Raw genomic sequence first — 26,605 nt, forward strand, 5'->3', positions numbered from 1 at the left:
ACTGATTAGACGATAAAAAAATTAGAAAGCCTGTTTTAAAGCAGGCTTTTTTATCACGCTGATTTTCTCTAACTCATCCTAAAAACTACCGCATGACTCATCAGTCACCAAATGATGCCTCTCGCCATTGTTGCAAAAATCACCACGCCTACAATTAATGCACATTTGTAGCGTTATAGATCAAGCATGACTCAGCTTTTGCATAAACGTGCCCCTGCACTCAGTATTCGCGCAGGACATCTGGCACGCCAACTGATTGAACAAGAAGGCTTACATGCCCAACACGTCGATATTATTCCAGGTGCAGCAGGCGGCCCCAAAGGTATTGGCATTCAAGGCTTAGACCAAGCTATTTTTGGCGAGTTTTTTGCCCAAGCCCCAAAGCGTCGTACTGTGGTCGGTTCTTCAATTGGCAGTTGGCGCTTTGCCAGTATTTTGGCGTGGGGCGCAAAACAAGGCACTGAACGCCTGTCCGATTTATATACCAACTTGTATTTTCATAAAAAAATGTCGCGCCAAGAAGTCGCTGAGATTTGTCAAAATATGCTGTTTGAACTGATTCAGGGACAGCAACAACAACTGATTCAGCATCCTGACTATCACCTCACGGTCATTTCCGTCAAAGCTCAACATATTTTCCAAAGTGACCAAGCCTTGCCTTTGCTAGCATCTGTGGCTGGAATTATTGGTAGCAATGCCATTGCGCGCAAACATAACCGCTTATTTATGCAACGCGTCATCAGCCAACCTGCGCAAGGTCAGCAGTTTATGGTAGAGGATGATTTTGTCACCCATTACCAAGCCCTGAATGAGCAGAATGTCGCACCGTGGCTGCTCGCCTCAGCGTCTATTCCCGGGGTGATGTCTGCTATTCGTGACATTCCTGATGCGCCCGTGGGCAGTTATCGGGATGGTGGCTTAATTGACTACCATCTAGATTTACCTTACCAAAGTCAGGGCATTGTGCTGTACCCACACTTTACCGACAGCATTACCCCTGGCTGGTTTGATAAAATGTTGAAGCATCGTAAAGCCAATCCTGAAAATCAGGCCCGGACACTCTTGCTATCACCTTCGGCAGAATATTTAAGCAGCTTGCCTTTAGGCCGTTTGCCCGATCGTAAAGACTTCACCTTAAAAGGTTTAGATCAGGCACAGCGCATTCGCTTATGGAAACAATCGGTGGCAGAAAGTCAGCGTTTGGGCGATGAATTTCTGGAAATGGTGGAAAAACAAAACTTCCCTCAATTTATGCAAACGCTTTGACAGTACAAATCTGGCAAGATAATTTAGGTAAATTGTCTTGAATCACGTACACTATAGGGACGATGCAAAATCGTGCGCTCAGAAAATAGCGTCCATACAATTTAAATTAATTTTGGTGAACAACTCATGAATAACTTGCAATGGCTCGATGAAGTAAAATTTAACGAACAAGGATTAGTGCCTGCCATTGCACAGCATCATCAAACAGGACGTGTGTTGATGGTGGCGTGGATGAACCGTGAAGCCTTGGCACTGACTGCCGAAAAAAATCAGGCGGTGTATTTTTCACGTTCACGCAATAAATTGTGGCACAAGGGTGAAGAATCTGGACACTTTCAAACTGTGCACGAGATTCGTCTGGACTGCGATGCCGATGTGATTATCCTGCAAATTGAACAACATGGTGGAATTGCTTGCCACACAGGGCGTGAATCTTGTTTCTATCGCAAACTCACCGCCAATGGTTGGGAAATTGTAGATGCACAGCTGAAAGACCCGAATCAAATTTATGGTGAACAAGCCGCCAATGCTCACACCTTAGCCATGAGCCAATCAAAGGCACAAGCTGAACAGGTTGAAGTTTTGGCTTATTTAGGGCAAATGATGAGCGAGCGCAAAACCGCTAATCCTGACTCATCTTATGTAGCCAAGCTATACCATAAAGGCTTGAATAAAATTTTGGAAAAAGTCGGTGAAGAAACCGTGGAAGCAATTATTGCCGCCAAAGATTTCAACACCGAAGCCAATGCCAACAACAAAAATGACCTGATTTATGAAGTGGCCGATTTATGGTTCCACAGCATTGTCATGTTGGGTTATTTCGATATTGAACCGCAAGTGGTACTGAATGAATTGGCTCGTCGTCAAGGTTTATCAGGCTTGGTTGAAAAAGCCAACCGTAGCCATTAACGCGAAAAGCCAACCCTGATCTGTGTCTGTAATCACCAAGCCTCGCCCGACCTATGAGCAAGCCACTGCTATAGATAATGCACGTCTGGGCAAATCTTTTAAAGTGATTGCCTATGCAGGTACAGGTAAAACCACGACCTTACAAATGATCAGTGATGCCATGCCAGAACGGCGTGGCATGTACTTGGCATTTAACAAAGCCATTGCCGCAGAAGCACAAAGTAAATTCCATCGTCAGGTCGATTGTCGTACTTTTCACTCGCTTGCTTATCGCAGCGTTCCACGTGGAGTCACCGACAAATTACGCCTACCCCGTTTAAGTCCAAGTTTTATTGCCAAAGAGTATCGTTTAGAACCGATTACCCTTAGACGTATGATGGGCGGGCGCTATGAAAAATATGTGTTGATGCCAAGTCGTTTAGCCAGCTTGGTGGCCAATGCTGTGAGTCATTTCTGCTCGACCAGTTCGCAATACCCTGCCCCACGACATTTACAAGCACCCAGTTGGTTGCATCCAGATGACATCGACACCTTACAAAAGCATCTTTATCCTGCGGTAGAACGACGCTGGTTGGAGTCAATTGACCCGAATCATCAGGCAGGCATTGGACACGATATTTATCTGAAACTTTGGGCCTTGTCTGAACCCAACATTCCTGCCGATTATGTGCTGTTTGACGAAGCTCAAGATGCCGACCCGCTCATGCTGGGCATTTTACTCAAGCAACGTAATACTCAAGTGATTTATGTGGGCGATGCGCATCAGCAAATCTATGCTTGGCGTGGTGCAATCAATGCCATGCAGCAATTACCTTTGCCTGAATCACGACTGACCACATCGTTCCGTTTTGGTGAAGAAATTGCCCTGACCGCCAATGCCATTTTAGGTGGGCTGAATGAAACCGTGCCACTCTTGGGCAATCCAGAATTACATTCCAAAGTGGTCAACAAACCGCATACCAAAATGCGTGATGCGATTTTATGCCGTACCAACGCCCGTGCCATGGAACTGCTACTGGCAGGTTTAGTGCATGGCGATAAAGTCAGTCTGCAAGCCGACCATGTGCGCTTAAACCGTTTTGTGGATGCTGCCGCGATGCTCAAACAAGGCAAACGTGTGACCGACGTTCCAGAACTGGCATGGTTTAACTCTTGGCATGATGTACATGAATATTGTGAAACCAACGATGGCAGCGACATTAAACCTTTGGTCAAACTGGTGGATGATCATGGTACTAATCCACTCAAACGGGCGTTGGCAAAAATCACCCCAATTGACCAAGCCGACTATATTATTTCGACAGCGCATAAAGCCAAAGGTTTAGAATGGAATCGGGTACATATTGAAGACGACTACCAATTTAAACTGAACGACAAAGAGCATAAAATTAGCGATGAAGAATTAAGATTACTGTATGTGGCATGCACACGTGCTAAAGTCAGTTTAAATATTCATCATATTTACGATTTGGTACAACAACTGAAAATAAAAATGCCGACATCGTTACGCAAAGCGGTGGGGTAATTGCAGCAGGTGCGCTATGAAAATTACATCGGTTCATTTCAGACACATCACCCATTTTGCAGACCTAAAACTCGAACTCAATTATCACGATCTTCCCATCACCCTTATTTTAGGAGACCAAAGCGCGGGTAAAACCTCGCTGTTACGATTTAGTTATCAAGCACTGACTTGGTTTGCCGCTCGCTATAAAGACTTACGCACTGCGGGTTTGGTGATGCAAGATCAAGATATTTTGTTCAACCGCTTGCAAGCTAAAATTGATGTTTGTGTGGAAATTCCAGCAGAAATAGGCAGTTTGGCAGAATCAAGCAACACGCAAATTGAAAGCACCCAACATTGTGACTGGCAATTATATAAAACCCTGAATAGTAGCGGCGTAGGAGTAAGCAAAGCAGAAACCGCCAAGCTTGAAAAAATGGTGCAGCTCTATCAACACGCCATTAAACATGACCCGATGCAAGGTCTACCGCTGATTGCCTACTACCCTGCAGAACGCTTCGTGAATGAAGTTAATTTACTCAATAAAAATAATCCGCTGATTTTACAACCTGGACATGCCTACGAAATTGCTGCGATTCCATTCACGACATTTACTCGTTTTTTTGAATGGTTGCGGGAAATTTCCGATATTGAAAATGCCCAAAGTGCGCAGCTTTTACACAAGCTATATCAGCAACAACAAAGCGAACTCGCACAAACCCTGAATCAGTCCTTATTGCATGCCTATACCCAAATGCATGCACCGAGTTTACAAGCACTGAAAGATGCCTTACAAATCGTGCTGCCTGAAATTGAAGACCTATATCTACAACATCTGCCTAAATTACAACTCATGGTGCGCTGTCAGGGCAAAGATATGCTGTATCAGCAATTGTCGAACAGTCAGCGCAACTGGATTGCTCTGGTAGGCGATATTGTACGTCGCCTCTGTTTGCTAAACCCAAACAGTTTGTATCCGTGTCGCGAGGGAGATGGTATTTTGTTGATTGACCAGATTGATCATCAGCTCGATCAACAACAGGCCGCACAAATACTGACCCGTTTACATCAAGCTTTTCCGCGCTTACAAATTATTGCCACAGGCAACCGCAGCGAACTTTTGGAACAAGCGGAACGCTTTCAATGTTTAAAACTGGAACATCAACAGCTGCATCCCATCGCATGGCAAAGTTTACAACCGCAGTTTGCAGAAATTTATGCTGATGTGCTAGAAACCACTCACACGACAGAAGACGTCAGCCTACAAGAACAAAACCCAACACAATTAGGCACGGCTGAAATTTTGCAGCAGATTCAAAACCATTTAACTGCCGAACAAAAACAGGAATTGCTGCAACGCTTACAGCAATTGGATAGTGAGCCAACACCTGATCAATTGCCTGAATCTTAATTGCCGAAGTCTTTCAACGCATACTTGGGCAAAAAGCAAGGAAATACTTTATCCCGCATATAACAGACGGTATATAATGACTTTGCTGTATGCAAAAAAAATTGATGTTGTTTTATTCATGTAATAAAATCAGATTAATTTTGAACTTTTATAGTAAAATCCGATTTTGCTGTAGTTTTTAAAGTTGCGCAATACAACTTTTTTTATACATTGAATAGTGTCTATTGACCTTTCAAACACGGTGAATGCTGTAAAAATGCAGCAGATGCAGATCAACTTCATCCATAGTTCAACTAGGTTGTAGATTGACGCATCTAAATATTTTTAACACAGCTTTAACCAAACCAAGCACAACCTTATTCGCTGCATCGTCAGCGAAAGATCAGCATATTTTTTGCTGCTTGAGCCGCCTAGCCATGTAAAATTATTTTTGCATGATCTTGTTTTGAGTTTAAGTTGCGACAATACGCTCATCAAAACAATAGACTACGTGTTTACTGACACGACTGATTGGCTTTCAAGATTGAATCTTTTGGATGGTGTGTTGCTGTCCTGTAATCCTTGGAAGATAAGATTCATCCTTTAGGTTTTCAACCTATTCACGACAATGGATATGAGTGTGCTACCGATTATTATATTGTTACCGTTAGTACTGGGCACAACCCTTGTCTCGTGGCTGAAACAATTTTCACGCGGGGTAACGGCTTTAGGGGCGATTGGCGTCAGTCTGAGCAGTCTTATTCTGCTCCTGACTCAAGCAAAAGCAGTCTTTAATGGCGAAACGATCATTCAAACATGGTCTTGGCTGCCACAGTTGGGGATTGATTTAAGCTTTCGTCTAGATGCGCTTGGTTTATTATTCTCCTTGCTGATCACGGGGATCGGCACACTCATTTTTATTTATGCCTATTATTATTTAAGTCCACAAAACTCGCTCAGTAAACTCTATGTTCTCCTCATGCTGTTTATGGCTGCCATGTTGGGAATTTCGCTCTCCAATAACCTGATTTTGTTGCTGACTTTTTGGGAACTGACCAGTATTTCCTCTTTCTTATTGGTGGGTTATTGGAGCAATTACGAGGCAGCACAACGCGGCTCACGTATGGCACTGACCATTACAGGCATGGGCGGACTCGCCATGCTCGGTGGTTTTGTGTTATTGGCGCAAATCACAGGCACCTATCAAATTGACCAAATCTTAATGATGACTGAACAAATTCAAAGTCATCATTTATTTGTACCAACTTTATTGCTGATTTTATTGGGTGCATTTACCAAAAGTGCGCAATTTCCGTTTCACTTCTGGCTACCCAATGCCATGGCTGCACCCACGCCTGTTTCTGCCTATCTACATTCGGCAACGATGGTCAAAGCAGGGATTTTCTTGCTGGCGCGCTTATTGCCAATTTTTGCAGGCGCAGCGTTATATCACAACCTAGTCACCTTTATTGGTCTATTTACCCTGTGTATGGCAGCATTCTTTGCCATTTTCAAAGAAGATTTAAAAGGCTTATTGGCGTATTCCACCATCAGTCATTTAGGTCTGATCATGTGCTTACTCGGCATTGGTTCACCGTTAGCAGTAGCTGCTGCAATTTTCCACATCATCAACCACGCCACCTTTAAAGCGGCCCTGTTTATGATTGCAGGAATTATCGACCACGAATCAGGCACACGTGATTTACGCAAACTTAGTGGCTTATGGCAACTATTACCCTTTACCGCCACCCTCACTATGATTACCGCGGCCTCTATGGCTGGCGTACCGTTGACCAACGGCTTTTTGTCCAAAGAAATGTTCTTCACTGAACTGGTAGCAAACTTATCTGGCCCTGTACTGTTGGTTTCTGCAATTGTTGCGACACTGGCGGGTATTTTTGCAGTGGCCTATTCAATACGTTTGGTACACGGCGTTTTCTTTGATGGTCCAATTGGTAAAGATGTCCCAAACAAAGAAGCTCACGAACCTCCGTTTGGCATGCGTGCACCCGCAACTTTATTGGCTGTTTTATGTATTTTAGTCGGCTTGATGCCTGCCTTATTGGTCGAGCATATTGTCAATAGCACGACTCGTGCCAGTACCCAACTGTCGCAATTTGAAGGCACACATCTGGCAATTTGGCATGGCTTTAATCTTCCCCTGCTGATGAGTGTTATTGCACTGCTTGGCGGGATCATTTTCTATTTTTCGCTCGCCAAAGGTGGAAAAATCCGTGAAATTGACCTCGACCCACATTTAGGTCAATTCCAAGGCAAACTGCTGTTTGAATTATTCTTAAAACATTTGCTACAAGTTTCACGCAAAATCAAACGTAAAACCGAAAATGGTTCACTGCAAAGCTATTTGGTGTGGATCATTGCTTTTACGGTATTCATGGTCGCGCTACCATTATTCAATCAGGGATTAACAACTGGCACACGTGAACTCACACATGCGCCTATGATTGCCATTGTTTTATGGTTATTGCTGTTCTCTGCCTGCTGGATGATGCTGTGGTTCCACCATGAGCGCATCAAAGCTGTCTTAATCAGCGGTGCAGTTGGCTTGGTCGTCACCATGATGTTTGTCGGACTGTCTGCTCCCGACTTGGCACAAACTCAAATCACGGTTGATGTCGTCACCACTGTTTTATTGCTGATGAGTCTATCGCTGCTCCCACAATTGACCCCGTATGAATCTAGCCGTTCACGTCGTTGGCGAGATGCCTTCATTGCGATTGGTGGCGGCATTGGTATCGGCTGGATTGCGTGGCTGGTTATGACTCGCGACCACAATTCAATTTCATGGTTCTTTAATCAGCAATCCATTCCACTCGGTGGCGGAACCAACGTGGTCAACGTCATTTTGGTGGACTTCCGTGGTTTCGATACCTTTGGTGAAATTACCGTCTTGGGCATTGCTGCGATTGGTACGCTGTGTTTAATGGATGGTATGCGTGCGCACGGCACTATCATGACCCAAGGTTTAACCTATCGCTTTAATCCTTCACCGTTGATGCTGCGGATTACCGCCTCATGGATTTTACCTATCGCCCTTGTGGTCAGTCTGTATATTTTCTTGCGCGGTCATAACTTACCAGGTGGTGGCTTTATTGCAGGCTTAATTACCGCAATGGCGCTGATTATCCAATACATTGCGCTTGGTCAAGACCAGACCGAACAAATGCTCAAAGCCAAATCTGGACGTTTATACGAAATTTGGATTGGTGTGGGTTTAAGTATTGCAGGTCTGACAGGACTTGCCGCATGGTTCTGGGGACGTCCATTCCTCACCAGTGCACATATTTATGTCAATCCTCCGATTATTGGTGAAATGCACCTCGCTTCGGCTGCCATATTTGATGTAGGCGTGTATGTCACAGTGGTTGGCGCAGTAATGTTGATGATTTCTGTCTTGGGCGACTCACGTCACTCAGGCATGTCTGGCCCACTTCCAAAGGAGTAATGCAATGATTAGTATTGAGTTTTTAATTGCGTCTGCCATTGGAATGTTAGTCGCGACAGGGATTTATTTAATTTTACGTGCCCGTACCTTTCCTGTGGTTTTAGGTTTGGCGATGATTGGTTATGCCGTCAATATTTTCTTATTCAGCATGGGGCGTATTCAGCTCAATGCACCTGCAATTTTGACTGAAGCTTCAAAAGTCACCGACCCATTACCACAAGCCTTGGTGTTAACCGCAATTGTGATTGGCTTTGCCACCACTGCATTTATTGTGCAATTGGCGCTGCGTAGCCGTTATGAAACAGGGACAGACCACGTCGATGCCAAAGAAGAACATCCACTGCTTGACCCACGTGAGGATGAGCCATAATGACTGATTTCCTCCAATTTTGGCTACAGCATTCACCTATTTTTAGCATCCTGATTCCCACCTTTACCGCATTTATTTTGGTGCTATTAGGCAATCCAGGCTTTGGTTCACTCTCGCATGACTGGCGTCAGCCATGGCGTCGTGGCATTAGTTATCTTTCTGCCACGCTCGGTTTAATCACGGCGATCAGCTATTTAATTCAGGTCAGCAGTGGGCAAATTATTATTTATAATTTGAGCGAATGGGCCGCCCCGTTTGGCATTATTTTAGTGCTAGATCAACTGTCTGCCCTCATGTTGGTACTGACTTATTCACTTGCCTTGCCATTACTGTGGTTTTCCAGCAAAAAATGGGATGAACGTGGTCGCTATTTTCATACCATGGTGCATTTCCTACTCATGGGACTTTGCGGTGCATTCCTCACAGGCGACTTATTTAACCTGTTCGTATTCTTTGAAATCTTGTTGCTGGCCTCGTATGTGTTGTTATTGCACGGTCAGGGCAAAGCACGTTTTCAACTCGGGATTCATTACGTCACCATCAACCTGTTAGCCTCTGCCCTGTTCCTAATTGGTTTAGGGATGATTTACGGCAGTGTCGGCAGTTTAAATATGACCGATGTGGCGCGTCTGATTCCGCTACTCGATGCTGATGCACATAAAATTGCGGTGGCAGGTGGCTTACTGTTATTTGTGGTGTTTGGTATTAAAGCCGCCATGCTTCCTGTCGGTTTCTGGCTTCCTAAAACCTATGCCGTGGCGACAACCCCTGTGGCAGCCTTATTCACCATCATGACCAAAGTGGGTGTGTATGCCATTTTGCGGGTCAATGGAACCGTATTTGATGATGCACTGAGCCATAAAATCCTACAAGACTGGTTGCTGCCGATTGGTCTAATTACCTCACTGTATGGGGTCATTGGCGCAATTGGTGCAGAGCGCTTACGTCGTTTTGTCGGTTTTATGGTGCTGTCTTCGATTGGTACGATCCTGATCGCCATTTCGATGCTGAACACACAGGCATGGTCAGCCGCACTGTATTACTTAGTACACAGTACCTTAATTGCAGCGGCTTTCTATTTGCTGTGTGGCTGGATTACCTCACAACGTGGCGCATTTAAAGATCACTTCAATATTGCCCCGCAAATGAAGCAACACAAAGTACTGGCAATCACATACTTCATGATTGCCTTAATGATGGCAGGTTTGCCACCGTTTAGTGGCTTTTTGGGCAAGGTCTTTATTTTGCAAGCCACCGCCAATATGGCACATCAAGGCTGGATTATTGGCATTATTCTCTTGGTCAGCTTGCTGAGTATTATTGCATTCACCCGTGTCGGCTTTATTTTATTTTGGCGCGCGACCAAACCTGAAGATGATGCGCAAACTGAAGCCTATTATGAATATCAGGCACTACCTGCGATTGCACCGCCCCGTAATGACCGTGTCATTTATTTTCTCCTAACGGGTTTAGTGCTGTACGTGGTATTTGCCAATCCAATTCAACAATATATGCTGAAGACTGCACAGCAGATTCAACATAATGCGGCCTATGAAGCACTGATTCTGAAAAAAGACCGTGCTGCAAATGTGATTAGCGTACAACCTTATGATCCATTGTACTTACCTGAAACCAAGTACGGTGGCGAAGCAATTGACACCAATGCACATTTAATTCCCTATGTGATTGATCCAAACACCTTGGAAGGCGAGCATATTTCTGACTATAAACAACGTCAGATTCAACAGCAAAATCGTGAGGAAGCACAGCAACCTAGCGATACTCAACTCAAACCTGCGGAGCCCTAAACATGCAAAAAACGAGACCAAAAACTTCGTTTTGGGATAACCTGCTGCCACACCCGTTTGTATCTGTCTTGGTGGCACTGAGTTGGCTGATGTTGGCGCATAGTGTTTCTGCAGGGAATCTGTTGATGGCACTGGTCTTGGCGCTCTTGATTCCCAAACTGATCCAGCCCTTTATTGCGCGTACACCAGACATCAACTGGACTGCAGCCATTCGCTTATTCTTCGTGGTGGTCTGGGATATTATGATTTGTAATATTCGTGTCGCAAAACTGGTGCTTGGCCCAACAGATCGCATGCAGCCAAAATGGTTCCGTGTCCCTCTCGAAACACAGCACGAACAGGTCAACAGTATTCTGGCGATGATCATTACCACCACACCTGGTACTGTCACGGCTGGTATCGACCAAGATCGTGGTGATATTTTGGTACATGCCTTAAACACTACAGATGAAAGTGTAGATATTCAAGACATCAAAAATCGTTATGAAAAACCACTGATTGAAATTTTTGGTGCGCAGTCAGGAGAAAAGCAATGATGATTCTGCCTTATGCACTTGGAATCTGCATGGTTGCGATTACGCTGTCCATGTTTATGTGCCTATATCGCCTGATTATTGGCCCTTCAATTGTAGACCGCCTGTTGGCCTTGGATACCTTGTTTTTAAATGCGACCTGCTTGGTGGTGGTTCTGGGTATCTATTGGACCAGTACCTCATTATTTGAAGGTGCGTTATTGGTGGCGATGCTAGGCTTTGTGTCTACTGCAGCACTGGCGCGTTACTTCACCAGTGGTCATGTGATTGATTAAGGAGAATGAACATGCAATTACTCATGGAAATTTTAGTGTCATTCTTTTTAATTATTGGCGCATTTTTCATGTTGGTGGGCGGCATTGGCATGGTTCGCCTACCCGACTTATTTATGCGACTGCATGCCCCTACAAAATCCAGCACTTTAGGACTAGGCAGTTTCTTAATTGCAGCCATTATTTATGCGGCATTTGAAGGACGATTTGGCTTTGCAGAAGTATTAATCACCCTATTTGCGTTTATTACCGCGCCTGTTTCTGCCAATTTAATGGCACAGGCAGCACTGCACTTACGTTTACGTTCGATGAGTGGCAATGTGCCTGAAACCTTAGACCGTCCATTACCGTGGCAACGCCAACGTCGTAATTTACGTCGTTATGAAAAAAAGTCCCATGATGATTTGGTCTAGAATATTAGTCAGGCATTAAAAAAAGCATCGTATCCGATATAACCTTGCTTACATTGCAAAAGCTCAAACATGATAGACAAAAAAATGCCACCCGAAGGTGGCATTTTTTATCATCACTGATTTATTCTTCATCTTGCTTAGGTGCTGCAGGAGGTAAATCTTTTACCGCTTCTGCAATCAAACCAAACATATAGTTACCATAGGCATTGGTTTTATCGTAGTGAAAACGCAAACGCGGGGTAATACGTGTCTTAATACGACGGCTTAACTCATGGCGCAAGAAGCCTGATGCTTTATTCAACACATCCAAGGTTTCTTTATTTGCCGTTTCGCTTTGCTCATCGCCTAATTCACGTCCCATGACGGTCACGTACACTTCCGCATATCCTAAGTCTGGGCTCACCTTCACTGCAGAGATGGTCACAAGACCACCTAAGCGTGGATCTTTCAGCTCTTGGCGAATCAGTTCTGACAGCTCACGCTGTACTGTATCCGCCATACGCTTCAGACGTTGACTACCCGCCATTAAAGACTCCGTTTAATCAATTGAACATCGTACACTTCAATCTTATCAAGTGGTTTGATGTCTTTATAGCCTTTTACTGCAAGACCACATTCCATACCTGCGCGAACTTCTTCCACCACGTCTTTATAACGACGAAGTGACTCAAGCTCACCTTGGAATACCACCACATCATCACGTAATACGCGAATTGGTTTGTTACGGTGAAGTACGCCTTCAAGTACCATACAACCTGCAGCTGCACCGAACTTACTTGAGTGGAACACTTCACGCACTTCTGCAACACCCAAAATAGTTTCACGGTGTTCAGGTGCAAGCTTACCGCTCATCGCATCTTTCACATCATCAATTAATTGATAGATGATGCTGTAGTAACGAATGTCAATACCATCGGCATCGGCTTTTTGACGCGCAGTATTGTCAGCACGTACGTTAAAGCCTAGTAATACAGCTTCTGAAGATTCTGCAAGCGTAACGTCAGACTCAGTGATCGCACCTACGCCTGAACCAATCACACGTACACGTACTTCATCGGTAGACAACTCGCCCAATGCAACAATCAAGGCTTCCAAAGTACCTCGTACATCGGTCTTCAATACCACATTGACAAATGGAACGTCTTTTTTGCCCATTGATGCCATGATGTTTTCAAGACGCATTGCGCTTTGACGCTCAAGACGTTTTTGACGCTCACGATCCATACGCGCATCGGCAACTTCACGTGCTTTCTTCTCGTCATTTACAACAAGAACTTCGTCACCTGCCATTGGCGCTTCAGGTAAACCTAAAATTTCAACTGGAATTGAAGGACCTGCAGATTTAATACGCTTACCGTTTTCATCAGTCATGGCACGTACGCGACCATAAGATGAACCTGCAAGTACCAAGTCACCTACATTCAAAGTACCGTTTTGTACCAGAATTGACGTCACTGCACCGCGACCTTTATCTACACGCGCTTCAATCACCACACCTTGCGCTGCACCTTCTTCAGATGCTTTCAATTCCATCATTTCTGCTTGAATTGAAATTAAGTCAAGAAGTTCATCAATACCTTGACCTGAATGCGCCGAAACCATTGCAACAGGTACGTCACCGCCCCATTGTTCAGGTACGATTTCTTTGGTGGTCAATTCATTCAATACGCGGTCTGGATCAGCCGATTCTTTGTCCATTTTGTTAATGGCAACAATAATTGGCGTACCCGCTGCACGCGCATGGTCAATGGCTTCTGCAGTTTGTGGCATCACACCATCATCTGCCGCAACGACCAATACCACGATATCTGTCGCTTTCGCACCACGTGAACGCATTGCAGTAAACGCTGCGTGTCCCGGTGTATCTAAGAAGGTGATAATGCCTTTATCGGTTTGTACGTGGTATGCACCAATGTGCTGGGTAATACCACCCGCTTCGCCTGCAGCCACTTTGGCACGACGAATACGGTCAAGTAATGATGTCTTACCATGGTCAACGTGACCCATGATGGTCACCACTGGTGGACGTGTCGTTTGAACACCACGTGCCTCTTCAGCAGCTTCAAGTAAGTTATCTTCAGCTTGCGTATCAGATACTAGAACTGGGTTGTGGCCCATTTCCTCAACTACAAGTGCTGCAACTTCTTGCTCAATCGCTTGGTTTTGCGTAACTAACTCACCCATTTTCATGAGTGATTTAATAACTTCGCGTACTTTAACTGCCATTTTTGCAGCCAAGTCCGCAACCACAATCGTTGCACCAATTTCAACATCATAAACTTGTTTTTTAACTGGTTTTTCAAAGCCGTGCTTGTTGGCTTGGCTCGTTTTCAAACCGCGTTTATGTGAGTTTTGGCTGAAAGACTGTTCTTCCTGACCACGACGACCACCTTTTTTCGGTGAACGTGTATTGGTGGTGCTGGTACCACGCTTGATTTCGCGGTCTTCTTTGGCAAATGAATCTTCATAAGCCTGACCCACAAGACCAGCCGCCAATGGAGAATCATCTACCACGCGAATAGTAGCTGTTGCATCTTCATTTGAGTATTTAGATGCCATCTGACGCATTTGCTCAAGCGTACGTTGCTGCGCTTCTTCAGCCGCTTTACGACGTGCTGCTTCTTCAGTCGCTTTCAACTGAGCTGCTTGCGCTTCACGTGCTTTCTTTTGCTCAGGCGTTTCAGTGACCTTCACTGCTTGCTTCACAATTGGCTTGTTGGTTGACTTACGTTTCACCACAACCGCAGCTTTCGCAACTTCTTGCTTGGCTGTTTCTTGCTTCGCTGCTGCACGCATTGCATCTAAAGCTTGTTTCGCTTTTGCAGCACCTGCTTGAGGCGCGTCTGCTTTCGCTTTGCTCTTTTCTGCCACGTCACGTGCTTGCTGTTCTGCTTGCGCTTTTTCAGCTGCTTCCGCCTGTGCTTTTGCCAGTGCTTCCGCTTTAATCTGTTCAGGATCAGGCTTTACAAATGTATGCTTCTTACGAACTTCTACATTAATCGTTTTCGCTTTGCCCGAAGTACTTGCCACTTTAGCGGTACTGGTGGTTTTACGTTTCAACGTGATTTGTCCTGCATTACCCTCTTGACCGTGAACCTTTTTTAAATGGTTCACTAGGGTACTTTGTTGTTCAGTGGAAATAATATCGTCAGCCTTACGCTGTGGTAAACCTGCGTCACGAACCTGTTCCAGGAGTTTCTCAACTGGACGACCTACACTGAGCGCTAACTCTTTAATCGACTTGTCCGTCATATGTTACCTCCTAGTTAAACCATGATTCGCGCGCTTTCATAATCAATTGACCCGCTTTATCTGTACCTAGACCTTCAATATCTTCGATATCGTCAGTCGCTTGGTCAGCTAAATCATCAACTGTGATGACACCACGAGCGGCAAGCGCATAAGCGATCTCTTGTGTCATGCCTTCCATTGCTAGAAGTTCTGCACTCGGATCTTGGATATTTTCTTGCTGTTGCAATGCGTCTGCCAATGCCACTTCTTTGGCACGACCTTGTAACATTTCAACAATTTCTTCATCTAAATCAATTTCGTCAAATGTTTCCGCAGGAACATACGCAATTTCTTCTAATGAAGTGAAGCCCATTTCTACCAATGCCATCGCCAAATCTTCAGCAATGTCTAGACGTGAAACAAACAAGTCTAAGTATTGTTGCGCTTCATTTTGCTGACGTGCGTGATACTCTTCTTCAAGCATCATGTTCAGCTTATAACCTGTGAGTTCAGAGGCTAAACGTACGTTTTGACCTTGTGAACCAATTGCACGTGCCAACTGATCGCTGGTTGCGAAAATAATGTCGGCAGTACGTTCTTCTTCATCAATCACAATACCCGATACATCGGCTGGCTCTAAAGCACTGGCGATATATTGTGCTGGATCATCAGACCACACCACAACATCAATACGCTCACCATTTAACTCTTGCTGTACCGCTTGGATACGTGTACCACGCATACCAATACATGCACCTACAGGGTCAATACGATGGTCGTTGGTTTTTACTGCAATTTTTGCACGTACACCCGGCTGACGCGCTGCTGCTTTAATTTCGATGATTTCTTCAGAAATTTCTGGAATTTCTTTTTTCATCAATGCAATCAGCATTTCAGGCTTGGCACGTGACAACAACAATTGTGCACCACGACCTTCACGGTTCACGCTGTACAAAATTGCATTCACACGCTGCTTAGGACGCAAAATTTCTTTGGCGATCATTTCTTCACGCGCCAAATATGCTTCTGCATTGTCGCCCAAATCAATAATAAAGCCATCTTTGGTTTGCTTTTTCACTTCACCGTAAATCAGCTCGCCTACTTTGGCTTCATAAGCATCTGCAACCAATGCGCGTTCTGCTTCACGAATTTTTTGCACAATCACTTGCTTGGCAATTTGCGCAGCAATACGACCGAAGTCAATTGACTCAACTTCAAGTTCGCGAATATCGCCAATTGACCACTTTGCAGGGTCTACATCAGAAATTGCATCTTGGCATGCAGGCATTTCATGATCTTCATCTGCCACCACTTCCCACTGACGGAAAGTGCTGTAGTCACCTGTTTTACGATCAATTTCCACACGTAAACGTGCTTCTTCTGAGTTTGTGCCTTCGTAGAATTTCTTTTTCGTCGCAGCAACAAGAGCCTGTTCAAGCGCCTCAAAAATTGCCTCACGACTTACACCTTTTTCGTTACTAACCGTTTCAACGACGGTAAGAATTTCACGTGCCATAAGTCACCTATTCGTTCAGATTCTTATTAATTTGATTAATCTTGGTAAATCAGGTTTGCTTTATCAATATTGTGACTGTCAATCTCCAATACCTGCTGTTTTTCCACTTCGACCTGAATGGTTTCATTTTCCAGATCTACAGCAACCAATTTCGCTTGAAATTTACGACGGTTTTCTACAGCACTGATTAAACGTAACGCAATGGTTTGCCCAATATATGCAGGCAATTGCTCTAATTGGAAAAATGGACGATCCCAACCCGGAGAGGATACTTCAAGTGCATATTCACCTGAAATTGGATCATGCACATCAAGCATTGCACCAACTTGCTGGGTTACACGTACACAATCTTGCACACCAATACCACGACCTTGCTCTAATTCGCCATCTTCATTTAAGACAGGTTCTGCATTTTCATCGACAGCTTTGTCGATATAAATACGTAACAAAGAACGCTTACCTTGTGGAATAAACTCGATTCCCCAAAGATCCACATCACATGCTTGCACTGCTGGCGCAATTAAGTCCTGAAGTGCTTGAGTTTTATTTGATAGCTTCATTTACTCTCGTCATTCTGCTGCGGTTCAATGGTCTTATTTGACCACTACACATTCATACAAACTATAGTAGTAGTGAAACATGACACTTTGACTTTAGGCCGCGCACGGCTTGTATCGACACTACACGATAGCCAATAAAAAAGGGCGTAATCGCCCCTATTCTTGCACAGTAAAACCAATATCCACTGTGCAAAAAGGCCCACCTAGTTGTGAGCCTCTTTAGAAACTTGGTTGCGGGGATTAGACTAAATCTAACCATCTTTGCTAGTTTATTATGCTGAATTCAATCAACTAAAACTAACGTACCACACCATTAGAAACTTGGTAGCGGGAGCTGGATTTGAACCAACGACCTTCGGGTTATGAGCCCGACGAGCTACCAGACTGCTCCATCCCGCATCAACGTGCAAAAATTATATACAAATATGAATAAGTTTTCAATCAAACTTAGCATTTTTGCCTGACTTAAGTTGCACCTTAGTCAGTATAAAGCGTAAAACTCATATTAGAGCATAATCACACTTTTAAAATATTGGTAGCGGGAGCTGGATTTGAACCAACGACCTTCGGGTTATGAGCCCGACGAGCTACCAGACTGCTCCATCCCGCAACAACATGTAAATACTTATCTCAACCTAAAATAATTTAAGTTGCCTACGCTTAATTCACGATAAGCTTAGGATTGATTGGTAGCGGGAGCTGGATTTGAACCAACGACCTTCGGGTTATGAGCCCGACGAGCTACCAGACTGCTCCATCCCGCATCAACAGATTTGCTGCTTAACACCAACTTATGTTTTCTGGATTATAAGTTGGTGCGGAAGGGGGGACTTGAACCCCCACGCCCGAAAGCACTACCACCTCAAGGTAGCGTGTCTACCAATTCCACCACCACCGCAGCTGTGACGCATTCTAGTCGCATCATGCGAAAAAAGAAAGTGCTAAATAAAATTATTCAGCGCTTTTAGGCGCAGTTGGTGAAGTTTCAGGCGATACTGGCTGTGCAGGTGCAGTCGTTTGTACAGTCTGCAAACTATATGCACCTGTGGTTTGTTTCTTGGCAAACACCGCTAAAGTTAAACTGGTTGCAAAAAACAATGCTGTTAAAATTGCCGTTAAACGGGTTAAAAAGTTACCTGAGCCTGACGCACCAAATACGGTTGCCGCACCACCGCCACCAAAAGAAGCGCCTGCATCTGCACCTTTACCATGCTGAACCAAAATTAGTCCAATCATTAAAATGGCTAAGATAATATGTACTACCAGCACAAATGTTTGCATGCTGAACTCCTCATTATTGTGTATTTGCAAAGGCTTGCGCAATTTGATGGAACGATGCCGCATTTAAGGATGCACCACCGACCAAAGCACCATTAATGTCTGGGCAGGCTGCTAACTCTACGGCATTTTCTGGTTTTACACTACCACCATATAAAATCGGTAGAGTCACCGCATAAGCGGTGATTTGGCTTAAACCTTCACGGATTTTTGCATGCATGGTTTGCGCATCTTCAGGTGATGCGGTCTTGCCTGTACCAATTGCCCAAATAGGTTCATACGCAATCACTATCTGTTGCCATTGCTCAGCGTCAACCACAGCAGCAATATCACAAATTTGTTGCAAAACAACTTGCTCTGCCTGACCGCTTTCACGTTGTTGCAGACTTTCACCCACACAATAAATAACTGTCAAACCTGCCTGCAAGGCATTTTTAACTTTTTCATTCAAAATGCTTGGTGTGTCTGCAAAAAGTTCACGACGTTCTGAATGCCCAACCAATACATAATCAATTTGACTGTCTTTTAGCAATTCTGCACTGACTTCGCCTGTATATGCACCCAAACCCGCAATACGGGAAAGGTCTTGTGCAACGGTATAGACAGGACGTACTGCTTCGCTCAATGCAGCTTGAATTTGAGTTAAAGCCAAAGTGACAGGTGCAATCCCCAAATGACACTTTTCAGCCTCTACAGGGCTGTCTTGTAATAATGTTTTAAATTCAGAAATAAGTTGCTGAGCATCGGCATGTATCGGATTCATCTTCCAATTGCCAACCACCCAAGGCTTAATCGTCGTAGCCGACATAGAATAACCTGCAAAAACAATTCATTTAATCGCGCACATTCTACACGCAAATCACATTTCTGCTGAGTTTTTTGTACAAGCTTTGCATCAAACTGCTGCATGAAGTATCTTTTCATGGCAGGACTTACAATTTTTTTAGCAGATTAATGTAACTGGTTCATGCTTTTAGGCGATACTTAGGTGGTGACAGCACTTTCAGATATGGTATTTTTGTGCAACAAAAGTATAATTTTAAGATACCAATTATAAACAATCTTGATTTTGAGGACGTTGGGGAATGTCAGTACAACAAGCTACACCTAGATTTACAGGTTTTATTCGACGTTTGGTCGAAGATGGGCTCGTTTCTGCTGAAAATATGCAAACTGCCATTAAAGCCGCACAAAAAGATAATGTTGATATTGTTCCCTATCTCATTCAAAACCTAAATATCGCGCCTTTAATCATTGCTGAAAAAATTTCTAATGAGTTTGGCGAACCTATTTTTGATTTAAGCGTGTATGACTCTGCGCTCATCGTGCGTGAAGGCATTGATGAAAAACTGTTCAGCAAATATTGCATATTGCCTATTTTTAAACGCAATCATCTGCTTTATGTTGCAACCAGTAACCCGACCAATATCGAAGCAATGGATGCCATTCGTTTCAACAGTAAAATGAATATTGAAGTCATTGTGGTCGAACACGATAAATTGGTAAAACTGATTGAACAAAACTTTGCGAGTGAGTCTGCTTTTGAATTTGAAGATGATGACTTCGATCTCAACTTTGAAGATGGTAACAGCGAACCAGAACAAGCTGCAGAAGATGAACCGCAGGGTGATGAATCCCCAATTGTTAAATACATCAACAAATTACTGATTGATGCAATTCGCATGGGTGCTTCGGACTTACACTTTGAACCGTATGAAAAAACCTATCGAGTGCGTTACCGTGTCGATGGTGTATTACGTCAAATTGCCACCCCACCCTTACAGTTAGCTAACCGCTTGGCATCACGTTTAAAAGTGATGTCCCAAATGGACATTTCTGAAAAGCGTGTCCCGCAAGATGGTCGTATTAAATTAAAACTATCTAAAAATAAATCCATCGACTTCCGTGTGAACTCGTTGCCAACATTGTTCGGTGAAAAAATCGTACTGCGTATTCTTGACCCATCTAGCGCGATGCTTGGGATTGACGCTTTGGGCTATGAACCAGAACAAAAAGAATTGTTCATGGAAGCCTTAGAAAAACCGCAAGGCATGTTACTGATTACAGGTCCAACGGGTTCGGGTAAAACGGTATCGCTATATACAGGCTTAAATATCTTAAACAGAGAAGATACCAACATTTCCACTGCCGAAGACCCTGTGGAAATTAACTTAGAAGGCATCAACCAGGTTAACGTCAACAATAAAGTGGGCTTAACCTTCGCTGCCGCTCTGAAATCTTTCTTACGTCAAGACCCTGATATTGTCATGGTGGGTGAGATTCGTGACCTTGAAACTGCAGAAATTGCAATTAAAGCAGCCCAAACAGGTCACATGGTTTTATCTACCCTCCACACCAACAGTGCGCCAGAAACTTTAACGCGTTTACGCAATATGGGCGTTCCTTCCTTTAACATCGCAACTTCGGTAAACCTCGTCATTGCACAGCGTTTGGCACGACGCCTATGCCCGCATTGCAAAGCTCCTTCCGATATTCCAAAACAAAGCTTATTGGAAATGGGCTTTACTGAAGCCGATTTGAGCAATCCAGAATTTCAGGTCTATCAACCTGTAGGCTGTTCTGAATGCCGTGAAGGTTATAAAGGACGTGTTGGTGTTTATGAAGTGATGAAAGTCACACCAGAAATTTCTAGAATTATTATGGAGGATGGTAATGCCATCCAAATTGCTGATGCGTCAGCAAAATCGGGGTTTAACAATCTGCGTCGTTCGGGGTTACTTAAGGTCATACAGGGGGTGACTTCATTGCAAGAAGTCAATCGTGTGACCAGTGAATAGTTGTAAAATTTAAAATAAGGATAAATACGCATGGCTGTCAAAAAAGCACAGATGATGCCCACCTTCGTTTATGAAGGGATTGACCGCAAAGGGGTTAAGTTAAAAGGGGAAATTCCAGCGCGTAATATGGCCTTGGCAAAGGTCACATTGCGTAAACAAGGGATTACCATCAAGACGATTCGCCAAAAGAAAAAGAATATTCTTGAAGGCTTAATGAAAAAACGGGTGTCGACCTTAGACATCACTATTTTCACGCGTCAGCTTGCCACTATGATGAAAGCAGGTGTGCCTTTGGTACAAAGCTTTGAGATTGTTGCCGAAGGTCTTGAAAACCCCGCCATGCGTGAAGTGGTTTTAGGCATTAAAGGTGAAGTGGAAGGCGGGAATACCTTTGCTGGCGCATTGCGTAAATATCCTCAGTATTTTGACAACCTATTTTGTTCTTTGGTCGAATCTGGTGAACAATCGGGTGCCCTAGAAACCATGCTAGATCGTGTCGCGATCTATAAAGAAAAGAGTGAGTTACTCAAACAAAAAATTAAAAAAGCCATGAAATACCCTGCAACGGTCATTGTGGTGGCCGTGATTGTGACCATTATTTTGATGGTGAAAGTCGTACCTGTGTTTGAAGAGTTGTTTAGCTCTTTTGGTGCGGACTTGCCTGCCTTCACTAAAATGGTGGTGAACATGTCACAATGGATGCAGAAATACTGGTTTATTCTGATTATTGTGATTGGGGTCATCATTGCAGGTTTCTTGGAAACTAAAAAACGCAGTAAAAAATTCCGTGACTTCTTAGACAAAGCAGCACTGAAAGCGCCTATTTTTGGTGACTTGGTCTATAAAGCGATTATTGCACGTTATAGCCGTACTTTAGCCACTACTTTTGCTGCTGGTGTACCCTTAATTGATGCCTTGGAATCTACCGCTGGGGCAACCAATAATGTGGTCTATGAAGAAGCCGTGATGAAAATTCGTGATGATGTTGCGACAGGTCAACAGCTACAATTCGCCATGCGTGTCACCAATAAATTCCCGTCTATGGCAGTGCAAATGGTAGCCATTGGTGAAGAATCAGGTGCGCTAGATGCCATGCTAGATAAAGTCGCAACCCACTATGAAAACGAAGTCGACAACGCAGTAGATGGCTTAACCTCAATGATGGAGCCGTTGATTATGTCTGTCTTGGGTATTTTAGTGGGTGGTTTAGTTGTCGCCATGTACCTTCCAATCTTCCAAATGGGTTCTGTGGTTTAATGCAAGAATTAATCGCGTACTTTATCCAAAATCCAACTGCGCTCTATATCGCAGTTGGACTTTTTAGTTTATGTATTGGCAGTTTTTTGAATGTGGTGATTTACCGCACCCCAAAAATGATGGAACAGGAGTGGCGTAATGACTGCCAAATGTTATTACATCCTGAACAAGCCATTATTGATGAAAGTAAAATCACCCTGAGCAAACCTGCATCGACCTGCCCCAAATGTCACAACCCAATTCGTTGGTATCAAAATATTCCTGTGCTGAGTTGGTTGGTATTACGCGGTAAATGTGGCAACTGCCAAAACCTGATCAGCGTACGTTATCCAATGATTGAAGTATTAACCGCTGTTTGCGCCCTGATTGTGCTTGCAGTATTTGGCCCAACTGTACAAATGCTGTTTGGTTTGCTGCTCACTTATACCTTGATTGCACTCACCTTCATTGATTTTGATACACAACTCTTGCCAGACCGTTACACCCTGCCTTTGGCTGCACTGGGTTTGGCAGTCAACAGCTATGCCATCTATACCTCACCGACATCGGCAATTTGGGGTTATGTAATTGGCTTCCTATGTCTATGGGTGGTGTATTACCTGTTTAAAATCGTCACAGGCAAAGAAGGCATGGGCTATGGTGACTTCAAGCTCCTTGCCGCTTTAGGTGCATGGATGGGGCCGATGATGTTACCCCTGATTGTGCTGCTATCGTCCTTAGTTGGGGCTATTATTGGCATTATTCTGTTAAAAGTGCGTAAAGAAAACCAACCCTTTGCGTTTGGTCCGTATATCGCCATTGCGGGCTGGATTGCCTTTTTATGGGGCGAGCCAATCATGAAAGTATATTTGGGACAATAAGGACAGCACATGCGTTTTGTTTTGGGTCTAACAGGAGGAATTGGCAGTGGCAAGTCTGCAGCCAGTGCGTGGTTTGAGACCCAAGGCATTGTTGTGGTCGATGCAGATGTGGTTGCACGTGAAGTAGTCGAAAAAGGACAGCCTGCCTTAAAGCAAATTCGACAACACTTTGGCGATTGGGTTTTACTTGAGAATGGTGAGCTTGATCGTCGTGCCTTACGTGAACACATTTTCAAAGAACCAAGTGCACGACAAGCACTTGAAAAAATCACCCACCCTGCAATTCGTGAATCGATTATTCAACAATTAAATGCTGCCAATAGCCCCTACGTGGTTTTGGTTTCACCACTCTTGTTTGAAACCAATCAACATCAATTGACCCAACATACATTATTGATTGATGCTACTGAAGCACTACAAATTCACCGTGCCTCACAACGTGATGGTCAAACGGTTGAGCAAATTCATAAAATTATTCAAGCACAAATGCCACGTGCTGAAAAACAACACCTAGCCGATGACATTGTGCTAAATGATGGGCATTTAGATCATTTGTATAGCAAACTTGAAGTATTGCATCAGCAGTATTTAAAGCGAGCGATGCAGTAAGCAAATTAATCTGACTGTTGTTTTTGCTGTTCAAGTTGAGCTTTTAAGCTGTCAGGTCGGGCCCACCAACGCCAAGGTTGCAAAGCACCAATCCCCATACCCACCAAGCCACATAAAATTGCTAAACTCAAAGGTTCACCCAATAAAGGGACAGCAAGAATCGCAGCGATAAACGGCGCCAAGGTCACAATACTGCCAGTTTTGAATGCTCCCAAACGCTTAATTGCCTCGACATAGCTAAGTGTTGCGATGATCACCACAAATACTCCATGAAAAATAGTTTGCAGCAATAAATGAATCGGTTCAGGTGTGCTGAGTTGTTTCGGGAAAAACAGTACGTAAATCGGGACATAGACGATTGCCGACCAAATTGCGACACCCGCCATAGCATGCCAAGCGGAAAGCTTCCATTGTCTTAATAAAACCGTAAACACACCCCACCAAATAGCGCTGATAAAAAACAGTCCATCCCCAAGTCCAAAGGCAACACCTGTTTCTTGATACATCAGCGCACTCATACCCGCAATGGCGGTCAGCATAATTACAATACTGATCCATGTATGGCGGTCAAAAGGCACTCGAAATAACATCCAAGCAGCAATGGCGGTACAAACAGGAATACAGCCATTCAAAAAAATGGCAGCGTGCGCAGCAGGTACATAATGAAAAGCACTATACGCAGTCAGGCAATAGCCCACTCCACCAATCATTGCCAAAATAAAAGGCTCTTTTTTCCATAAAAATGCCGTATCTTTTTTCCAGATAAGAATCGGCATTAAAATACAAAAAGCCAAAGCAAAGCGTAAGGCGGTAATATCCCAAGCACTGATCTGCCATTGTGCATTCAGCCGAGCAGTTAGGGTAAAACCACCCCAAATGCACATGGTAACAAGCACCAAAGCATAACCTTGCTTTTGGGGAGATAGACGAATCACGGTGTTGAAAGCATCAATAAAATAGCAAATACAAAATCAGCAATTAAGCCTGACGCTGACGACAAGCTTCATACAAGGCCATACCTGTTGCAACACTGACATTCAGACTTTGCAGATTTCCTGCCATTGGAATAAATACGGTTTGATCACATTGTGACTGGGTAATTGGGCGTAAACCTGTATCTTCTGCGCCCATCACCACGCATACTGCTGTGCCTGTAAAGTCAAATTGCTGAATTGGCAAAGCTTTTTCATCCAGCATCGTACCCACCACGCGCACATTAAACTCTTGTTTCAAATGCGCCAAAGTACGTGCCAAATTGGTCACTTGGATAAATTTGACTTTTTCTGCACCACCTGCAGCTACTTTGCGTGCAGTTGGGGTCAAACTTGCTGAACGATCACGCGGCACAATCACGGCAGTAACCCCCATCGCAGCGGCAGTACGGATACACGCACCCAAGTTATGCGGGTCGGTGACTTGGTCGAGCGCCAAAAGTAAAGGCTTGCTATCAGCCTGCAACAAGGCATCCAAGTCTTTTTCATTCAGAGTTGGATGTGGGCGTACTGCAGCCACCACTCCTTGGTGAAAAGGCAAACCTGCCAGTTTTTCCAAGCTGTCACGGCTGGCTTTTTGCACACTAATGCCAAATGGTTCGGCAAGTTCTAAAATCTTTTGTAAACGCTGATCATCACGCCCTTTTAAGGTAAAAAGAGTTAAGACGCGCTCTGGCTCAAGCTCCAATAATGACTCCACCGAGTGAACGCCATAATAATATTCAGGTTTTGCCATGAACGACCTCTAATTAATGCACCAATAAACCAGCGAAAACGAAAAATCCTGCAAAGCTGACTTTACAGGATTTCAATAAGATCTAGTTTAACCGATTCGGGTGAAAATTTCTTGATTCAATTCCGCTTGATTGAGTGCTCAAGCAGGAAAAATTGATAACTCAGTTAATACCCTATTGATCGGCTGATTAGCCTTCTAAGTGGCACACGTAATCGAGCACTTCATCGGTTTCGATGCTGAAACGGCTATTGCCAGGCACATAGAACGATTGACCCGCGCGGAATAATTCACTTTCTTCGCTATCGGCAATTTTGACACGACATTCACCTGAAATAATTTCCATACGTTCAGGTACATGCGTTTCGAAAGTCAAGGCTTGTTCAGTCGGTAAAATTACCCCTAAGGTTTTTTTGGTACCGTCTTCAAATTGCACCGTGTGACTGATGCATTGCCCACCAAAATAGACATTCGACTTTTTCACAACTGATACATGATCAAACTGAGCTGACATGCGTATTCTCCAGGTAACGCGTTTTTATATTTTTGACTGATGTAGTTTAATTCTGTCCTCAGAACTAATCAATCTGTGTTTACAGTGGGCTTTGCGTAAATTGAACAATGTTTCAATACGCAGCATGCAACACGCTGACAGCACAGTCTAAGCCAATGCCAGAGGCATGCAAAGTACTCTGCTCTAGATTCTTCCCCACTAAAGTGCTAAATCTGAATGTGAAACAGATCACGAATAGTATCTATATCGTTTAAGTTCCACCATATCAAGCAGCACCGAAAACTCCCCAAGTGAATATACTGCAATTTAATGACCATCCAATGAAA

The 26,605-nt window shown here is 44.0% G+C and carries 23 protein-coding genes and 4 tRNA genes; 14 read left to right on the plus strand and 13 right to left on the minus strand.

The window, feature by feature from the left end:
• Nucleotides 1-186 precede the first annotated feature (186 nt).
• The 10 genes from FTU71_RS02470 (at nucleotide 187) to FTU71_RS02515 (ending at nucleotide 11,931) form a co-directional block, all read left to right on the plus strand.
• The gene (locus tag FTU71_RS02470) at nucleotides 187-1,266 is read left to right on the plus strand and encodes a patatin-like phospholipase family protein (RefSeq protein ID WP_131261096.1); all 1,080 of its coding nucleotides are present in this window, start codon (nucleotides 187-189) and stop codon (nucleotides 1,264-1,266) included.
• A 126-nt stretch (nucleotides 1,267-1,392) separates the two neighbouring features.
• Nucleotides 1,393-2,175 (plus strand): bifunctional phosphoribosyl-AMP cyclohydrolase/phosphoribosyl-ATP diphosphatase HisIE, encoded by a 783-nt coding sequence (gene hisIE, locus FTU71_RS02475; RefSeq protein WP_004975893.1) that lies wholly within the window; start codon nucleotides 1,393-1,395, stop codon nucleotides 2,173-2,175.
• A 22-nt stretch (nucleotides 2,176-2,197) separates the two neighbouring features.
• On the plus strand, nucleotides 2,198-3,700 hold the full coding sequence (locus FTU71_RS02480; protein ID WP_004975892.1) for a UvrD-helicase domain-containing protein: 1,503 nt from the start codon (nucleotides 2,198-2,200) through the stop codon (nucleotides 3,698-3,700).
• 16 nt (nucleotides 3,701-3,716) lie between these two features.
• Entirely contained in the window at nucleotides 3,717-5,090 is a 1,374-nt protein-coding gene (locus FTU71_RS02485) for an AAA family ATPase (RefSeq protein ID WP_179997305.1), read from the plus strand.
• 607 nt (nucleotides 5,091-5,697) lie between these two features.
• Nucleotides 5,698-8,535 (plus strand): monovalent cation/H+ antiporter subunit A, encoded by a 2,838-nt coding sequence (locus FTU71_RS02490; RefSeq protein ID WP_180111234.1) that lies wholly within the window; start codon nucleotides 5,698-5,700, stop codon nucleotides 8,533-8,535.
• Between the two features lie 4 nt (nucleotides 8,536-8,539).
• Nucleotides 8,540-8,905, plus strand: coding sequence for a Na+/H+ antiporter subunit C (locus FTU71_RS02495; protein WP_004975886.1), 366 nt, complete (start codon nucleotides 8,540-8,542; stop codon nucleotides 8,903-8,905).
• The gene (locus FTU71_RS02500) at nucleotides 8,905-10,713 is read left to right on the plus strand and encodes a monovalent cation/H+ antiporter subunit D (RefSeq protein WP_004975885.1); all 1,809 of its coding nucleotides are present in this window, start codon (nucleotides 8,905-8,907) and stop codon (nucleotides 10,711-10,713) included. Before FTU71_RS02495 ends, FTU71_RS02500 begins: the two co-directional genes overlap by 1 nt.
• Before the next feature lie 2 nt (nucleotides 10,714-10,715).
• Complete coding sequence (locus tag FTU71_RS02505; protein ID WP_179997304.1) at nucleotides 10,716-11,249, plus strand: Na+/H+ antiporter subunit E; 534 nt, start codon at nucleotides 10,716-10,718, stop codon at nucleotides 11,247-11,249.
• Nucleotides 11,246-11,521: a monovalent cation/H+ antiporter subunit F gene (locus tag FTU71_RS02510; protein WP_004975880.1), complete on the plus strand. Its 276-nt coding sequence runs from the start codon at nucleotides 11,246-11,248 to the stop codon at nucleotides 11,519-11,521. Before FTU71_RS02505 ends, FTU71_RS02510 begins: the two co-directional genes overlap by 4 nt.
• Before the next feature lie 11 nt (nucleotides 11,522-11,532).
• Nucleotides 11,533-11,931, plus strand: coding sequence for a Na+/H+ antiporter subunit G (locus FTU71_RS02515; protein WP_004975877.1), 399 nt, complete (start codon nucleotides 11,533-11,535; stop codon nucleotides 11,929-11,931).
• Between the two features lie 121 nt (nucleotides 11,932-12,052).
• On the opposite strand, the gene FTU71_RS02520 is transcribed toward FTU71_RS02515, so the two are convergent.
• The 10 genes from FTU71_RS02520 to tpiA all read right to left on the minus strand — a co-directional run bounded on the left by FTU71_RS02520 (nucleotide 12,053) and on the right by tpiA (nucleotide 19,324).
• Complete coding sequence (locus FTU71_RS02520; RefSeq protein WP_004975876.1) at nucleotides 12,053-12,457, minus strand: ribosome-binding factor A; 405 nt, start codon at nucleotides 12,455-12,457, stop codon at nucleotides 12,053-12,055.
• Nucleotides 12,457-15,183 (minus strand): translation initiation factor IF-2, encoded by a 2,727-nt coding sequence (gene infB, locus FTU71_RS02525; protein ID WP_004975874.1) that lies wholly within the window; start codon nucleotides 15,181-15,183, stop codon nucleotides 12,457-12,459. Before infB ends, FTU71_RS02520 begins: the two co-directional genes overlap by 1 nt.
• 10 nt (nucleotides 15,184-15,193) lie before the next feature.
• A complete protein-coding gene (nusA, locus tag FTU71_RS02530; protein WP_131261098.1) occupies nucleotides 15,194-16,678 on the minus strand; it encodes a transcription termination factor NusA in 1,485 nt (494 codons plus the stop codon).
• A 35-nt stretch (nucleotides 16,679-16,713) separates the two neighbouring features.
• Nucleotides 16,714-17,238, minus strand: a complete 525-nt coding sequence (gene rimP, locus FTU71_RS02535) for a ribosome maturation factor RimP (RefSeq protein WP_004975871.1) — start codon at nucleotides 17,236-17,238, stop codon at nucleotides 16,714-16,716.
• Nucleotides 17,239-17,560: 322 nt separating this feature from the next.
• Nucleotides 17,561-17,637, minus strand: a tRNA-Met gene (locus tag FTU71_RS02540).
• A 134-nt stretch (nucleotides 17,638-17,771) separates the two neighbouring features.
• Nucleotides 17,772-17,848, minus strand: a tRNA-Met gene (locus tag FTU71_RS02545).
• 77 nt (nucleotides 17,849-17,925) lie between these two features.
• A tRNA-Met gene (locus FTU71_RS02550) sits at nucleotides 17,926-18,002 on the minus strand.
• 49 nt (nucleotides 18,003-18,051) lie between these two features.
• Nucleotides 18,052-18,136 (minus strand) — tRNA-Leu (locus FTU71_RS02555).
• 53 nt (nucleotides 18,137-18,189) lie between these two features.
• The gene (secG, locus tag FTU71_RS02560) at nucleotides 18,190-18,519 is read right to left on the minus strand and encodes a preprotein translocase subunit SecG (RefSeq protein ID WP_004975868.1); all 330 of its coding nucleotides are present in this window, start codon (nucleotides 18,517-18,519) and stop codon (nucleotides 18,190-18,192) included.
• Between the two features lie 13 nt (nucleotides 18,520-18,532).
• A complete protein-coding gene (gene tpiA, locus FTU71_RS02565) occupies nucleotides 18,533-19,324 on the minus strand; it encodes a triose-phosphate isomerase (protein ID WP_019836081.1) in 792 nt (263 codons plus the stop codon).
• 277 nt (nucleotides 19,325-19,601) lie between these two features.
• Between tpiA and pilB the strand changes: the two genes are divergently transcribed.
• The 4 genes from pilB to coaE are packed head-to-tail and all read left to right on the plus strand — an operon-like array spanning nucleotide 19,602 to nucleotide 24,040.
• The gene (gene pilB, locus FTU71_RS02570; protein WP_180111236.1) at nucleotides 19,602-21,314 is read left to right on the plus strand and encodes a type IV-A pilus assembly ATPase PilB; all 1,713 of its coding nucleotides are present in this window, start codon (nucleotides 19,602-19,604) and stop codon (nucleotides 21,312-21,314) included.
• Between the two features lie 30 nt (nucleotides 21,315-21,344).
• Complete coding sequence (locus FTU71_RS02575) at nucleotides 21,345-22,571, plus strand: type II secretion system F family protein (RefSeq protein ID WP_180111237.1); 1,227 nt, start codon at nucleotides 21,345-21,347, stop codon at nucleotides 22,569-22,571.
• Entirely contained in the window at nucleotides 22,571-23,431 is an 861-nt protein-coding gene (locus FTU71_RS02580) for an A24 family peptidase (protein ID WP_180111239.1), read from the plus strand. Before FTU71_RS02575 ends, FTU71_RS02580 begins: the two co-directional genes overlap by 1 nt.
• Before the next feature lie 9 nt (nucleotides 23,432-23,440).
• Nucleotides 23,441-24,040, plus strand: coding sequence for a dephospho-CoA kinase (gene coaE / locus FTU71_RS02585; protein ID WP_180050042.1), 600 nt, complete (start codon nucleotides 23,441-23,443; stop codon nucleotides 24,038-24,040).
• Between the two features lie 5 nt (nucleotides 24,041-24,045).
• Here the strand turns inward: coaE and FTU71_RS02590 are convergent, their stop codons facing one another.
• The 3 genes from FTU71_RS02590 to FTU71_RS02600 all read right to left on the minus strand — a co-directional run bounded on the left by FTU71_RS02590 (nucleotide 24,046) and on the right by FTU71_RS02600 (nucleotide 26,279).
• Nucleotides 24,046-24,975, minus strand: a complete 930-nt coding sequence (locus FTU71_RS02590; protein WP_004975858.1) for a DMT family transporter — start codon at nucleotides 24,973-24,975, stop codon at nucleotides 24,046-24,048.
• Between the two features lie 43 nt (nucleotides 24,976-25,018).
• Complete coding sequence (gene rlmB, locus FTU71_RS02595; protein ID WP_004975856.1) at nucleotides 25,019-25,768, minus strand: 23S rRNA (guanosine(2251)-2'-O)-methyltransferase RlmB; 750 nt, start codon at nucleotides 25,766-25,768, stop codon at nucleotides 25,019-25,021.
• Nucleotides 25,769-25,955: 187 nt separating this feature from the next.
• Nucleotides 25,956-26,279 (minus strand): pyrimidine/purine nucleoside phosphorylase, encoded by a 324-nt coding sequence (locus FTU71_RS02600; protein WP_004975854.1) that lies wholly within the window; start codon nucleotides 26,277-26,279, stop codon nucleotides 25,956-25,958.
• Nucleotides 26,280-26,605 lie beyond the last annotated feature (326 nt).

Source organism: Acinetobacter sp. YH12136 (assembly GCF_013418545.1).
GTDB classification, from domain to species: domain Bacteria; phylum Pseudomonadota; class Gammaproteobacteria; order Pseudomonadales; family Moraxellaceae; genus Acinetobacter; species Acinetobacter towneri.

Excerpts from the sequence above, each read along its gene's own strand:
- FTU71_RS02470 (WP_131261096.1), top strand. The coding sequence starts at position 187 with ATGACTCAGCTTTTGCATAAACGTGCCCCTGCACTCAGTATTCGCGCA.
- hisIE (WP_004975893.1), top strand. The coding sequence starts at position 1,393 with ATGAATAACTTGCAATGGCTCGATGAAGTAAAATTTAACGAACAAGGA.
- FTU71_RS02485 (WP_179997305.1), top strand. The coding sequence starts at position 3,717 with ATGAAAATTACATCGGTTCATTTCAGACACATCACCCATTTTGCAGAC.
- FTU71_RS02490 (WP_180111234.1), top strand. The coding sequence starts at position 5,698 with ATGGATATGAGTGTGCTACCGATTATTATATTGTTACCGTTAGTACTG.
- FTU71_RS02495 (WP_004975886.1), top strand. The coding sequence starts at position 8,540 with ATGATTAGTATTGAGTTTTTAATTGCGTCTGCCATTGGAATGTTAGTC.
- FTU71_RS02500 (WP_004975885.1), top strand. The coding sequence starts at position 8,905 with ATGACTGATTTCCTCCAATTTTGGCTACAGCATTCACCTATTTTTAGC.
- FTU71_RS02505 (WP_179997304.1), top strand. The coding sequence starts at position 10,716 with ATGCAAAAAACGAGACCAAAAACTTCGTTTTGGGATAACCTGCTGCCA.
- FTU71_RS02510 (WP_004975880.1), top strand. The coding sequence starts at position 11,246 with ATGATGATTCTGCCTTATGCACTTGGAATCTGCATGGTTGCGATTACG.
- FTU71_RS02515 (WP_004975877.1), top strand. The coding sequence starts at position 11,533 with ATGCAATTACTCATGGAAATTTTAGTGTCATTCTTTTTAATTATTGGC.
- FTU71_RS02520 (WP_004975876.1), bottom strand. The coding sequence starts at position 12,457 with ATGGCGGGTAGTCAACGTCTGAAGCGTATGGCGGATACAGTACAGCGT.
- infB (WP_004975874.1), bottom strand. The coding sequence starts at position 15,183 with ATGACGGACAAGTCGATTAAAGAGTTAGCGCTCAGTGTAGGTCGTCCA.
- nusA (WP_131261098.1), bottom strand. The coding sequence starts at position 16,678 with ATGGCACGTGAAATTCTTACCGTCGTTGAAACGGTTAGTAACGAAAAA.
- rimP (WP_004975871.1), bottom strand. The coding sequence starts at position 17,238 with ATGAAGCTATCAAATAAAACTCAAGCACTTCAGGACTTAATTGCGCCA.
- secG (WP_004975868.1), bottom strand. The coding sequence starts at position 18,519 with ATGCAAACATTTGTGCTGGTAGTACATATTATCTTAGCCATTTTAATG.
- tpiA (WP_019836081.1), bottom strand. The coding sequence starts at position 19,324 with ATGTCGGCTACGACGATTAAGCCTTGGGTGGTTGGCAATTGGAAGATG.
- pilB (WP_180111236.1), top strand. The coding sequence starts at position 19,602 with ATGTCAGTACAACAAGCTACACCTAGATTTACAGGTTTTATTCGACGT.
- FTU71_RS02575 (WP_180111237.1), top strand. The coding sequence starts at position 21,345 with ATGGCTGTCAAAAAAGCACAGATGATGCCCACCTTCGTTTATGAAGGG.
- FTU71_RS02580 (WP_180111239.1), top strand. The coding sequence starts at position 22,571 with ATGCAAGAATTAATCGCGTACTTTATCCAAAATCCAACTGCGCTCTAT.
- coaE (WP_180050042.1), top strand. The coding sequence starts at position 23,441 with ATGCGTTTTGTTTTGGGTCTAACAGGAGGAATTGGCAGTGGCAAGTCT.
- rlmB (WP_004975856.1), bottom strand. The coding sequence starts at position 25,768 with ATGGCAAAACCTGAATATTATTATGGCGTTCACTCGGTGGAGTCATTA.
- FTU71_RS02600 (WP_004975854.1), bottom strand. The coding sequence starts at position 26,279 with ATGTCAGCTCAGTTTGATCATGTATCAGTTGTGAAAAAGTCGAATGTC.